At 34.6% G+C, this 13,471-nt stretch carries 13 protein-coding genes; 7 read left to right on the plus strand and 6 right to left on the minus strand.

Going from position 1 to position 13,471, the window contains the following annotated elements:
• Positions 1-155: 155 nt before the first annotated feature.
• Entirely contained in the window at positions 156-347 is a 192-nt protein-coding gene (locus ABXT67_RS01455; protein WP_415375518.1) for a hypothetical protein, read from the plus strand.
• On the opposite strand, the gene ABXT67_RS01460 is transcribed toward ABXT67_RS01455, so the two are convergent.
• Both ABXT67_RS01460 and truA read right to left on the minus strand, forming a co-directional pair.
• Complete coding sequence (locus ABXT67_RS01460; RefSeq protein ID WP_415375519.1) at positions 311-2,074, minus strand: ABC transporter ATP-binding protein; 1,764 nt, start codon at positions 2,072-2,074, stop codon at positions 311-313. The genes ABXT67_RS01455 and ABXT67_RS01460 overlap by 37 nt on opposite strands.
• 63 nt (positions 2,075-2,137) lie before the next feature.
• Positions 2,138-2,887: a tRNA pseudouridine(38-40) synthase TruA gene (gene truA, locus ABXT67_RS01465; protein WP_415375520.1), complete on the minus strand. Its 750-nt coding sequence runs from the start codon at positions 2,885-2,887 to the stop codon at positions 2,138-2,140.
• 125 nt (positions 2,888-3,012) lie between these two features.
• Here truA and ABXT67_RS01470 point away from each other — a divergent pair, with 125 nt between their 5' ends.
• On the plus strand, positions 3,013-3,504 hold the full coding sequence (locus tag ABXT67_RS01470; RefSeq protein WP_415375521.1) for a metallophosphoesterase family protein: 492 nt from the start codon (positions 3,013-3,015) through the stop codon (positions 3,502-3,504).
• Positions 3,505-3,707: 203 nt separating this feature from the next.
• Here the strand turns inward: ABXT67_RS01470 and ABXT67_RS01475 are convergent, their stop codons facing one another.
• Positions 3,708-4,118 (minus strand): DUF4293 family protein, encoded by a 411-nt coding sequence (locus tag ABXT67_RS01475; RefSeq protein ID WP_415375522.1) that lies wholly within the window; start codon positions 4,116-4,118, stop codon positions 3,708-3,710.
• A 200-nt stretch (positions 4,119-4,318) separates the two neighbouring features.
• Here ABXT67_RS01475 and rho point away from each other — a divergent pair, with 200 nt between their 5' ends.
• The gene (gene rho, locus ABXT67_RS01480; RefSeq protein WP_415375523.1) at positions 4,319-5,983 is read left to right on the plus strand and encodes a transcription termination factor Rho; all 1,665 of its coding nucleotides are present in this window, start codon (positions 4,319-4,321) and stop codon (positions 5,981-5,983) included.
• A gap of 1,847 nt (positions 5,984-7,830) precedes the next feature.
• Here rho and ABXT67_RS01485 read toward each other — a convergent pair.
• Positions 7,831-8,673 carry a T9SS type A sorting domain-containing protein gene (locus ABXT67_RS01485; protein ID WP_415375524.1) on the minus strand — a complete coding sequence of 281 codons (843 nt, stop codon included), beginning with the start codon at positions 8,671-8,673 and terminating at the stop codon, positions 7,831-7,833.
• A 109-nt stretch (positions 8,674-8,782) separates the two neighbouring features.
• Between ABXT67_RS01485 and ABXT67_RS01490 the strand changes: the two genes are divergently transcribed.
• Positions 8,783-10,549, plus strand: coding sequence for a M14 family metallopeptidase (locus ABXT67_RS01490; RefSeq protein ID WP_415375525.1), 1,767 nt, complete (start codon positions 8,783-8,785; stop codon positions 10,547-10,549).
• On the opposite strand, the gene ABXT67_RS01495 is transcribed toward ABXT67_RS01490, so the two are convergent.
• Positions 10,517-11,140, minus strand: coding sequence for an NUDIX hydrolase (locus tag ABXT67_RS01495; protein WP_415375526.1), 624 nt, complete (start codon positions 11,138-11,140; stop codon positions 10,517-10,519). The two genes, ABXT67_RS01490 and ABXT67_RS01495, sit on opposite strands and share 33 nt — an antisense overlap.
• Before the next feature lie 8 nt (positions 11,141-11,148).
• Between ABXT67_RS01495 and pyrE the strand changes: the two genes are divergently transcribed.
• Both pyrE and ABXT67_RS01505 read left to right on the plus strand, forming a co-directional pair.
• On the plus strand, positions 11,149-11,790 hold the full coding sequence (pyrE, locus tag ABXT67_RS01500; RefSeq protein WP_415375527.1) for an orotate phosphoribosyltransferase: 642 nt from the start codon (positions 11,149-11,151) through the stop codon (positions 11,788-11,790).
• A 46-nt stretch (positions 11,791-11,836) separates the two neighbouring features.
• Entirely contained in the window at positions 11,837-12,229 is a 393-nt protein-coding gene (locus ABXT67_RS01505; protein WP_415375528.1) for an SRPBCC family protein, read from the plus strand.
• A 55-nt stretch (positions 12,230-12,284) separates the two neighbouring features.
• Here ABXT67_RS01505 and ABXT67_RS01510 read toward each other — a convergent pair whose 3' ends face one another.
• Positions 12,285-13,016 carry a biotin--[acetyl-CoA-carboxylase] ligase gene (locus ABXT67_RS01510; RefSeq protein WP_415375529.1) on the minus strand — a complete coding sequence of 244 codons (732 nt, stop codon included), beginning with the start codon at positions 13,014-13,016 and terminating at the stop codon, positions 12,285-12,287.
• A gap of 83 nt (positions 13,017-13,099) precedes the next feature.
• Between ABXT67_RS01510 and rsfS the strand changes: the two genes are divergently transcribed.
• On the plus strand, positions 13,100-13,471 hold the full coding sequence (rsfS, locus tag ABXT67_RS01515; protein WP_415375530.1) for a ribosome silencing factor: 372 nt from the start codon (positions 13,100-13,102) through the stop codon (positions 13,469-13,471).

Here is a 13,471-nt window from a genome sequence, read left to right on the forward strand (position 1 = left end):
CTTACTCTCAGGCCCACTTTAGTATCGTACTATTTATCCCTTCTATTATTGTATTGGCTTTTGGAGTTAACTTTTTCAAAATAACCTATTTTTTCTTGTTTCCTCTTATGGTGCTTTATTCAGCTTATGTACATAAGAAGATCTATGAGCTTTCATTGATAAAAATAATTCATAAAACATTGTTCTTCTCAGTAATTAGCGGAATCCTGTATCTTGTTTTTTTAGTCGCGATAGTTGCAATAATGTTATTATTAGGAACTTTTGATTTAAGAGACTTTATCCCTAAAAAAGAAACGGTAGATGCTATTTCTTATATCGCTTCTTCAGTCATAAACTGGACTTCGTAAAGATTGCGATAGTAGCCATTTTCGCGTTGAAGTAGTTCTTGGTGGGTTCCAGATTCCACTATTTTACCTGCATCCATCACCAAGATTTTATCAGCCTTTTTAATGGTAGCAAGTCTATGCGCAATTACTATAGAAGTACGCCCTTTTGTTATTTTTTCAGTAGCCGTTTGTATCATTTCTTCACTGTAGCTGTCTACTGAAGAAGTCGCTTCATCTAAAATAAGAATCCCTGGTTTAGAAACATAGGCTCTTAAAAAAGCGATCAATTGTCTTTGTCCAGAAGAAAGCATGGCGCCTCGCTCCTTGACGTTGTAATTAAACTTCCCAGGTAAAGTGTCTATAAATTTTGAAATTCCTATTTCTTTTGCCGCTTGTCGCACTTCTTCTTCGGTTATTTCTGGATTGTTTAAGGTAATATTATTTAAAACAGTGTCTGCAAACAAAAATACATCTTGAAGCACGACCGCTATTTCACTTCTCAACGAAGCCAATGTATAGTCTTTGATCGAAATGCCATCAATCGTAATTTCACCACTATTAATTTCATAAAATCGATTCAGCAAATTAACAATGGTTGACTTTCCAGCTCCCGTAGAACCAACAATAGCAATCATTTCGCCTGAATTTACCGTAAATGAAATATCTTTTATAACTTTTTCATTTTCAACATACCCAAAATGCACATTTTCAAAGGCTATATTTCCGTAGGTTTTTGACAGCTTAATATCCCCTTCATTCACAATGTGAGATTTGGTATCTAAAATTGCAAATACGCGATTGGCAGCGACCATGCCCATTTGCAGGGTATTAAACTTATCTGCAATTTGCCGTAAGGGTCTAAAAAGCATTTGTACCAAATCAATAAACATAGTAATAATCCCAGCAGTTATCAATCCGCCTTCAACAGCATTTAACCCTCCGTACCAAACCACTAAACCAATAGCGATAGAAGAAGCCATTTCGGCAATTGGAAAGAAAATAGAGTTATACCAAACCGTTTTGACCCAAGCCTTTTTATGTTTTTCATTAATGACCTTAAACTGCTCGTATTCGGTTTCTTCACGAGCGAATATCTGAACGATTTTCATCCCTGTAATTCGTTCTTGAACAAAAGAATTTAGATTGGCAACCTGAGCTCTTACTTCTTCAAAAGCAACTTTCATTGCTCGCTGAAATATACGAGTAGCAATAAGTATTACTGGTAAAATGGTAAAAACTATTAGCGAAAGTTTCCAACTTTGATACAGCATAAAACCAGCAATTGCCACCATTTTCAGTAAATCTGCTATGATCATAAAAAGGCCCTGACTAAAAATACTGGAGATGGTTTCAATATCGTTAACGGCGCGCGTAGTGAGTCTTCCCACGGCACTTTTATCATAGTATTGCATTTTAAACCCAGTCATGAGTTTAAATAATTTAACCCGTAAGTCTTTAACAACATTTTGCCCCAACCAATTGGCATAATAAATAAATACAAATTGAAAGATCACTTCTAAAAATAAGATCACCAGCATTACCGAAATAAAATAAACAAGAAGCTCTTCATCTTGTGGGATGATGGATTGGTCAATAGCATTCTTCAAAAAGTAAGGACGCAATATTGCTAATATGGACATTATTACGGCCGTAAACGCAACCAAATAAAAGATCGCTTTATATGCGTTGGTAAACGCCAAGAGCCTTTTAAAAAGTGTAAAATCGAATGCTTTTCCTGAATCTGCCATAATTTTCCCTTTACTCTGGGAGTCTAAATACTCTAAACGTTTATTTTCTCTTTATTCTCAATACTATTTCTCGATAAAAATACCAGTTGGATAGACTACTTTAGTTAGATACAAACCACAAGCTGGCGCAGATGCACCCGCATTTCGCCTGTCTTTTTGTTCCATAATATTTTTAAATTCTTCTAAGGTAGTTTGTCCAAAACCTATATCTAGCATAGTCCCAACAATGGCTCGAACCATATTTCTTAAAAATCTATCTGCAGCAATGGTAAAGATAAGACCTTCTTCTGTTACTTCCCATAATGCCTTCTTTATATAACAATTATACGTCTTTACATTAGTCTTTGAACGCGAAAAACATTGAAAATCTTTATAGTCGAATAACAGTTGCGCCGCCTGATTCATCACTACAACATCTGGCATTTTTTGAATCGTGTGAGCCAAACCCAATGAAAATGGGTTTTTCTTAGTGCTTATCTTATATTCATACGCCCTTTCAACTGCATGAAATCTTGCATGTGCGTCTGAGACTACAGGATGAATTCCAACAATAGCAATATCGGTAGGCAAAAACATATTTAATCGAAAAATAGCATTCTGGACAGAGACCATTTCTTCCATATCAAAATGCGCGAACAATTGTTTTGCGTGCACACCAGCATCTGTTCTTCCTGCTCCGACTACTTTTATAGCCTGCCTAAAAAACGTACTCATGGTTTCCTCTATTACTTGCTGAACGCTCTCCGCATTTGGTTGTATTTGCCATCCACAATACGCGGCACCATTATAGGTTATCTCAATAAAATATCTCAAAAAAAAACTTTAGACAAAGATACATTATACCATAAAGTAAGCCCCCTTGTTTGACAAAAATTGAATGTGTAGAAAACGAACCAAACGAATAGATATGACTATTTTTACTAAAAATAAAAATCGAATTGAAAAAAATACTACTCTTAAGTGATACACACAGCCATATAGATAACACCATATTAAAGTATGTAAAACTGGCAGATGAAGTTTGGCATGCCGGAGATATTGGCGATCTGGCTGTAACCGATGCCATAGCAAAATTAAAACCTCTCCGTGCTGTCTATGGTAATATTGACGATGCTCAAGCAAGGCGAACGTACCCATTAGACCTGAGGTTTATGTGTGAGGAAGTAAACGTCTACATTACCCACATTGGAGGATACCCTAACAGATACAAACCACGTGTTAGAGAAGAATTAAACACCAATACCCCGGCCCTCTTTATCTGCGGTCATTCTCATATTTTAAAAGTAATGCCAGATAAAAAATTATCTTTATTGCATATGAATCCTGGTGCTATTGGAAAGCACGGTTTTCACAATGTACGAACGATGCTGCGTTTTGAAATTGATGGTAAAAAAATTCAAAATCTCGAAGTTGTTGAATTGAAGCGATGACTTCGGTACTATTTATCAGTTTATGCTTTCTGCCTAAACTTATAAATCACTAAATCACCTTTGGTTTTTTGTTTGATTTAATGTTTATTAAAAAAAATAGGTTTCTGAGTGATTCTTCTTTTTCTATCAAAATTGCATGGATAAAAAAAACCCTTACAGATGGCATTCTGTAAGGGTCTTGCACTAATAATACTAAGTTTGTTTTATCGCAAACGATCTACAGATTTTACAAGGTCTTCATCCCTTTTGATGGCTTTATTTGCCAACACTAAAAAAACGATAGAAATGATGGGAAGTAAGACTCCAATACCCTTCTCAGAAACCAAGGCTTCTCCAGGTAAATTAAGTGATCTGTAAACGATAAATCCCAGTAATACAAAGTTTAATATGATATTTAAGCGGTTAAGAACAAACTGCATTTGCCGCTTTTTAAAAGTAATAATAGAAATTATAGCAAACGCTATCGAACCGAAAACCAATCCGAAAACAAGGGGTTCTTTATTTGATATGATCACCGTGTCCAACCCGTCACTAATAATAGGGAATCCAAAATACAATGCAAGCATTACGAGTGCAGAAAGAAGCGTGTATATGGTTTGAATTCGTTGTATCATAAACTAACTTTTGTTAAAGTGATACAAAAATAGACTTTCTTTTTAAAAATAAAACGCTACAATTTAATTTATTGTTGTATAATTGCAAAACTAAAGAGTAACTCTTTCAATTTAGGTTACTTGTCTTCAAAATTTTTCACAAATTTTTCGCACTTCACAGAATAATTCATATTTTATATACAAAATACACACATTTTTAAATGTTAGAAATTTCAGAACTTAAAGCAAAGAAATTACCTGAACTTCAGGAACTTGCAAAAGCATTAAAGGTACCAAAGTATCGCTCTCTTAAAAAATTAGATCTTGTATATCAAATACTAGACTATCAAGCGGCAAATCCAAATGCTGTAAAAGCAGTTGTTGTTGAAGATGTTCCAAAAAAGGAACCTACTGAAGCTAGCAAACCAGCTTCTAGACCCCAAAAAGAACAAAACAAAAGAACTCCTCGTCCAGCGCCTGTTAAAAAAGAGACGCGTCCAAACGAGAAAGCACCAGAAAAATCTTCAAATAACAAAGAAGATATTCAGAAGCAAGACTCGCAAAGTAACGATGACAAAAGGCAAAACAACCCTCGTCAAAACACTCCAAAAAAAGACGATAACCGTCCACAAAAAGAGAATCGTCAACAAAACAATAGGGATAATAAACCGCGCGAAAACAAACCGCAACGTGAGAATAAACCCAAAAGTGACAATCGCAACAACGGTAATAAAGACAACCGTAATCGCTATAAAGAGCCAGACTATGAATTTGATGGCATCATAGAAAGTGAAGGTGTCCTTGACATTATGCAAGACGGTTATGGATTTTTAAGATCTAGTGACTACAATTACCTTTCATCTCCTGATGATATTTATGTATCACAATCACAAATTAGACTATTTGGGCTAAAAAGCGGTGACACCGTTTTAGGTGTAGTTCGCCCTCCAAAAGAAGGTGAAAAATATTTCCCCCTTATAAAAGTAAATAGAATTAATGGCCAAAACCCTAACGTCGTAAGAGACCGAATTTCTTTTGAGCATTTAACGCCCTTATTTCCGCAGGAAAAATTTAATATCTCTGAGAAACAAAGTACAATTTCTACACGTATTATTGATCTCTTTTCTCCAATTGGTAAGGGACAACGTGGGATGATTGTAGCACAACCCAAAACTGGTAAAACAATGTTACTAAAGGATATTGCAAACGGCATCGCTGCAAATCATCCTGAGGTATATCAAATGATCCTTTTAATAGACGAACGTCCAGAAGAGGTAACTGATATGCAACGCAACGTGCAAGGTGAAGTTATCGCATCGACGTTTGACAAAGAACCTTCAGAACATGTACGTATTGCTAATTTAGTAATAGACAAAGCAAAGCGCCTTGTTGAATGTGGTCACGATGTTGTAATTCTATTAGATTCGATCACACGGTTAGCACGAGCGTATAATACGGTTCAGCCTGCTAGTGGTAAAATACTTTCTGGTGGTGTAGATGCAGCGGCACTTAACAAACCAAAACGTTTCTTTGGAGCAGCACGTAACATTGAAAATGGCGGGTCTTTAAGCATCATAGCAACAGCGCTTACTGAAACTGGATCTAAGATGGACGAAGTTATCTTTGAGGAATTTAAAGGAACTGGTAACATGGAACTCCAGTTGGATAGAAAAATTTCTAACCGAAGAATTTTCCCGGCAATCGATCTTACTTCATCTAGCACACGTAGAGACGATTTACTCCTTGATGAGAAAACTATAAAACGCATGTGGGTAATGCGTAAGTATCTTGCAGACATGAACCCTGTAGAAGCGATGGAGTTTATTAATGATCGCTTTAGACAGACAAAGAATAATGAAGAATTCTTGATTTCCATGAACGCCTAACAGCTTAACAAAGAACTTACAAGATGTCTAGTCCTAACTAAACGAAACAGATTAAAAAGATTAAAAAGATTAAAAAGATTAAAAAGATTAAATTTATTAATTAAAGCTGAACAATGACGTGATTGTTCAGCTTTTTTGATTTGTACTATTTTCTTTTTAGTTTTTTTTGTGTGTACATTTTATCTGGTGTTAGCGTATAGCTCGACAAATGAGCCCTCAACGAGTTGTAAATATTGACTGCATTTTTAACTAATAATTTTTTCGTTGACAAGTCAGTATCGTATGCTACTATTGCAAATTCTTATTTTAAAACTCTATTGACACGTTCAGCTATAGCCTTCTTATAGAGATCCTGTTTTTCAATCATACTTGTACTTATCCGTTTGTCTTTTAGCATCTGTTGATATTTATTTGAGCAATACGGTAGGCCTCTGCCAGAGTGATGTATCATTGGCTGACTTAAATAGCTTCTCTTTTTAAACTCCATTTCGAGTACCCTTAGAGCGCCTGCCGCTTCAAAGCTGCCTTAAACATCGTATCCCATTATTTTCTTAGAACCAGCATCCGTTATAATAATAAGGTATGATCGATTTTTCCTATCATATCGCTTGTCCAACCTGTTCTAAATGCTCTAATTCAATCTCACTTATAGTATTTTATATTATCTGAACCTATAATGTGAGTACGTTGTTTTATGATAGCTCTTTTTAGGAGTGACAAGCATATGGTTTGCCTTTAGAATTCTAAATAATTTACCGCTCTCTACATTAACTTTGATAAGCTCTGCCCTGAGTATATAATGTAGTTTTCTTGTTCCCAGCCTAAACATAAGATTTCTTATAGAACGCATGAATGTGATAACCTGATGGTCTATGGGATGTTTATGTTTGTTGGATTTTATAAATCTATAATATACCTGGCTAGTTACCTCGAATAGTTCACAGGCAGAGATTATAGTCCCTTTTTGTTCTTCTTTGAAGCATTTGATAACTCGAGTTTGTAATTATTTCTTGTTTAGGTATCGTATTCCTTTTCGTCCATATCTAACAGCATATCGAAGACAATTACTTTCTTATCTGCAGGTTCCGTGAGATATTCAGCCCTTGCTTTCTGATTCACCAGCAACTTAACTTTAACCTCTAGCTCAAGAATTTTTTGTTCAGGTGTTTTGACATTGCTGTAAGCGCTTGGTATTCCCAATCAAAATCATCATATTTCCGCAACCATTTAATCTCTGTAGAATCTCCCTGAATGCTATATTTGAGGTGCGTTTAAGATTTTGTCAAGAGTCCATGTTTAACCTCTTCAACTAATTGAAGTTTAAAAGAGAACGAGTAATCTTTTTGGGTACGTTTGGTGTTACCAGTATTTGCAATGTTTTCATTGCACTAAGGTTTTAGTATATCGCTATTTCAGAATGGGGCATCGTTTTTCTATTAAAAAATTAAGCTTGAGATAATTAGCTTAACAAAAGTATAACAAGATATCTATCGCCATATAATAAACGAGTACTTGTTACCTATTGGAACCACATAAATAGGTAGTATTAAAAACTCAAATTGTCGCTATATGTAAGGAAGGGTATATTTAAAGCAAACTAAAGTAACCTCACTTTATGGTTATCAAAAAGCTTATTAAAATGATCATTGGCAAAAAACAACTTTCTACTACTAGCTGAATATTGAATACATAAACTACCACCGTTTATATGAATACTGTTATAAATAAACCACAATACAATTTTATAATGTTTTAAGCCAATCTTGACACGCCACTTTTAAGTCTATAAAAAAACCCTGCAAATTGCAGGGTTTTTCTATAATTTAATAATATGTATTTACTACAAATTATTGCTTGATAACTTTTTCAGTAATTGTACCTACAGAAGTTTCAATTTTCATTAAGTAAACACCTGAAGCTAATTCAGAAACGTTTACTTGACCATTTGAAATAGATACATTAGCTCTTTTTCCTAATAAGTCATACATAGCAACTCTTTCGATTTCGATTGAACCAGGAACATTAACGTTAATTACGTTTTGTGCCGGGTTAGGAAAAATAGACACTTGAGATAATGCAACATCATTTACTCCTAAAGCCATATCTACAACAAGATTAAGGATGGTATGAGAATCTGGGAAGCCTATGTCAGCATAAGATACTGGAGTACCTACAATATCACAAACAACAGATGTAATGTAAGAGTCTGCCGTTGCACCACCTGTTACTGCTGGGAAATAATTAAGTCCAGTTTCACCTTGATTTAATTGTACTGCAATAATCGCATCTTGATCTACTGTTGGTGGATTATCAAAAACAACTCTAACAACAGTTCCTACGTCATCAAGTCCTACAGTAACTGAAGCAGAAGCTAAAAGGTCTGGAGTAGCAGTAGAATCAAAACCATCAGGAAAACTTGAAACTTGATAAATATTTACTGTTAACTCATCATCACCATCAATGTTCTCAACACCAAATTCTGCACCTACAAGAAGTACTTGTGGAGAATAAGGTTGGTCTCCATTACTTAAATCATAAGCACGGTAATAAGCATTGTCACCACCACCACAAGAAACACCGCCGGGAACCTGAACGTCATCCTCGTTTTGAGTCATTACAACCTCTTGAGCTTGCGCCTGAAAAGCTATGCTTCCAATAAAAGCCAAGGCTAAAAATGTAATTTTTTTCATAATTGAAATTTTTAAATATTATTATTAAGTTTAAATTGTGGAACAAATATAACAAAGCCATTTAAAAAATCAACACTTTTCTAATAATAAACTATAAAATCACATTATTATGACCAAAAAGCTTGCTACTACAGCACTTTTACTTACTTTTTTTAGCTGCTCAGAGGATAAAAAAAGAACCTTTTCAAACACTAATTTTGAAACTCAATTTGAAACCTCAAATGGAGTTCAAACTGCTGATTATCATAATGTAATAGAGTATTACCAGATGTTGAGCGACAAATTTAGCACCATTACAATGCACGCTGGTGAGCTATCAGATAGTGGGAAACCTCTCCATGTTATAATTTTTTCTGATCTTATTTTAAAAAACAACACTTTAGACACTTTTCTAGAAAAAAAAGGCACATCAAACGTGTTATTAGTTAATAACGGCATCCATCCTGGTGAAAGCGATGGTATTGACGCTTCTATGATGCTGTTACGGGATTTAGCACAAGGAAAGATTTCCGCACCAAAAAACACCATAATTGCCATAGTACCAGTATATAATATTGGAGGCGCATTAAACCGAAACAGCACCTCTAGAACAAACCAAAATGGTCCAGACGAATATGGCTTTAGAGGAAATGCTAGAAATTATGACCTAAATAGAGACTTTATTAAAGCAGACACTAAGAACGCTTTGGCTTTTGCTAAAATTTTTCACGCGCTAAAACCCGAATTATTTATTGACAACCATGTGAGTAATGGCGCAGATTACCAATACACAATTACACACCTCTTTACGCAACACAATAAATTGGGCGGTAATTTAGGGACTTACTTACACACGTCATTTATGCCTGCATTAGAAGATTCATTGACTTCAAAAAATTGGGACATCACTCCTTATGTGAATGTCTTTAATTCGCAGCCTGAAAAAGGTTTTACTCAATTCTTGGATTCACCAAGATACTCTACTGGATATACCACATTATTTAACACACTAGGAATGATGGTTGAAACTCATATGCTAAAACCTTATAAACAAAGAGTTGAAGGGACCTATGAACTAATGAAAAGTTTTATTGAAATAGCAGATGCCGATGCTAAAAACATTTCAAAATTAGTGAGATCTTCAAAAAATGCAGTTACTGCAGAAGCAGAATACCCGATACAATGGCAAATTGATAGCGCAAAAACAACGACACTAAATTTTAAAGGGTATGAAGGCAACTTTGTAGAAAGCACTATTACTGGTAAGCAAAGATTAAAATTTGACCAAAGCAAACCCTTTAATAAAGAAACCACATACTATAATTTTTTCAAACCAAGTACTATGATCAAGGTCCCTCTATGCTATATAGTACCTCAAGGATATTGGAATGTTCTCGAGCGATTAAAAGCAAACGATATTGCTACGAGCAGGTTCGAAAAAGACACCCTTATGGAAGTCGAGGTATATAGAATTGAAAGCTATGAGACTCGCAGAAATGCTTACGAAGGCCATTATTTACATTATAATACCTCGGTTGCTACAAAAATGGAAACTGTAGCTATTAATCAGGGAGACTACATGATTTCAACAGATCAAGATGGGGTTCGTTACATACTTGAAACTTTAGAACCTTCTGCAGTGGATTCATTTTTTAATTGGAATTTTTTCGACACTATTTTGCAACAAAAAGAAGGCTTCTCTCCCTATGTATGGGAAGATAAAGCAGCGGCACTTCTCAAAAATAATGCCCAACTTAAAGAAGAATTTGACAGTATAAAAAAAATAGACTCAAACTTTGCAAACAATTGGTACGAACAATTGGATTGGTTACATAAAAAATCCTCTAATTATGAAAAGGCTCATTTAAGATACCCTATCGTTAGGATGCGTCGTTAAATATTCCTTTGGGAAGAGCAACTTTATATTTTCATAAGACTGTGTAAGTGCTCGTTGAGATTTTTCAAAATTTTTCCAAGTTGCTTTTTTAATTCCTTCCTTAGCCTCGGGCATTAGGTCTCCAGTAAAATCTGTATACATTTCATACCAGTAGGTTACCTTTAATCTAAATTTGTCGTTGCGCTTAAAAACGTGATAAGTTTTGGTAATAAATGTGCGTACTTGCAAATTTTTTACCCCTGTTTCTTCTTCAGTCTCTCGTATCGCCGCTTGTTGGTGCGTTTCGCCCTTTTCAATTTTACCCTTTGGCAAATCCCATTTACCATTTCTTTTAATAAATAGTATTTCTTTCTTTTTATTAAAAACCAGACCACCTCCAGCCTCAACCACTGGTAATTTTTTTAATAAAAACCGTTCTAGTTTCTCTTCGTTTTTATGATACAGATTAACATAGAGCAGCTCACCATCGCTAATTCTATTAATAAGTTTTTTAAACTTAACCTCTTTTAAAGGAATGGTTCTGTATTGCTTTCCTATATTTTTCTCTGTGGACAAAATTATAGGCACGTCATTGACGAAAACTTTATACATTTGCAATTATGATTTTAAATAAAGAGACTGCTCAAAAAACAGCTGAATTACTATTGCAAATTAACGCAATTAAATTACAACCACAAGAACCATTTACTTGGGCTTCTGGTTGGAGATCTCCTATTTATTGCGACAACCGCATTACACTTTCATATCCTACTATACGCACATACCTTAGAGAAAACATAGCAAAACAAGTAGAAGAATTATATGGAAAACCTGATGTTATTGCTGGGGTTGCGACAGGAGCAATTGGTATTGGAATGCTCGTTGCAGAGTGTCTAAACCTTCCTTTTTGCTACGTTCGTCCAGAAACTAAGAAACACGGAAGACAAAATAAAATTGAGGGGCAAGTATCACCCAATCAAACAGTAGTTGTCATAGAAGATCTAATTAGTACTGGAAAAAGCAGTCTCATGGCGGTAGCAGCTTTGCGTGAAGCAAACCTACAAGTAAAAGGAATGATGGCCATATTTTCCTATGGCTTTGACGTAGCTACTGAAAATTTTGAAAAAGCAGGAGTAACCTTAAATACACTTAGCGACTACGAGCACTTACTAGAAAATGCTGAAAAATCTTCATACATAACTGCATCAGATAAAGTTTTATTGAGTTCTTGGAGAGAAAATCCGTCTGAATGGAACGGTTAAAACATAAATTATTAGATTATTAATAGTAACAAATAAAGCAACCATTATGGAAATAAAAAGTAAAAAAGTAACCGTTCAAAAATCTGCTGAAGCTATTTGTAATTATTTATGTGATGTAAAAAACTTTGAACAGTTAATGCCAGATAACATTAGCAAATTTGAAGTTATTAGAGAAGATGCTTTTGTTTTTGCCTTAAAAGGAATGCCAGAAATTGCTTTAGAGGTTAAAGAAGTGGTGGCTCCCTACAAAGTGACGCTCGGGGCAATTAGCGATAAAATTCCGTTTACACTTATATCACACATTGATGTAGGTGATAAAGACACATCTGCTGTAGAACTTCAGTTTGAAGGAAAATTTAATACGATGATGTCGATGATGATTAAAGGCCCACTAACTAAGTTTATTGACACCTTAACTACAAACCTGGAAAAACTATAATCACTATAATTAGTTTTAAAATGCGCTATTAAATGTTTGACTTGAAAGTTAAATATTACTGAATCAATTTTATTTCCTTCAAATTAAATAGGTGTATCTGATCGTCCTCCTTAAAAACCATTAAGAGTCCCTCTTTACTCACTCCTTTTATAGCACCATTGAACCTATTCCCCTGGGTGTCCTCAAAAACCGAAATACTATTCTTTCTATATAGATGAGAGGTATAATTATTAAATATAGCTTCAACATCAAGCGAAACCATTTCATTTAAATGAATTTCAATTTCAGATACCAAATTTTGAAAAACCTCTTGCAACTCAAATTTTCTTCCACCACTTAAAAGTAGTGATGTTGCAGATGGAAGGCTTTCAAAACTAATTTCGTTCACATTCAATCCAACTCCAATTATTGTAGAAGCAATACTAGAACCCTTAACCGAATTTTCAATCAAGATTCCACAACATTTTTTTCCATCTGCCATAATGTCGTTAGGCCACTTTATAGTGACATTAGGGATGGAGTAGTATTTTAATGTCCTAGTAATAGCAAGTGCTGTTTGCATGGAAATAACAAAAGCCCTATCAGCAGGCAGTTGTTCGAAAGTCTTATATACACTAAATGTAAGGCTTTTACCACGAGTAGATTGCCAGTGTGTATGCTGCTGTCCTCTACCCTTTGTTTGTGATTCTGTAATGACTACGGTCGTATCTTTTAATACCTGAGATTTTGATAATTCTTTGAGATACGAATTTGTAGATTGAGTGGCACTAAGTTTGATTATGTTCAAGAAGAAAAGTATTAAATTTATTAAAGATGCAAAGTAAACAAACACACAAAAAAGTAATAACTTTGTAAAAATAAAAAAGCTTAATGATTAAGAAAGAAAAGAACACAGATCTTCTTATAACAAATATCATACGCGGCATAGAAGCGGTAAAAGGACAAGACATTGAAATTCTAGACCTCAGAGAAATCGAAAACACAGTAACAGACTATTTTATTATTTGCAACGGTACCTCAAACACGCAAGTTAATGCCATTGTTGGTTCTATCCAAAAAACAGTAAGTAAGGCTCTTAAAGAAAAAGCTTGGCATATAGAAGGAAGTGACAATAGCGAATGGATATTAATGGATTATGTTCACGTTGTAGTACACGTATTTCAAAAACACATACGAGAATTTTATGACATCGAAGGATTATGGGGCGATGCTAAAAGCGTAAAAATAGAAACAACACTTTAA

The organism is Patiriisocius sp. Uisw_017, from assembly GCF_047731265.1.
Lineage (GTDB): Bacteria > Bacteroidota > Bacteroidia > Flavobacteriales > Flavobacteriaceae > Patiriisocius.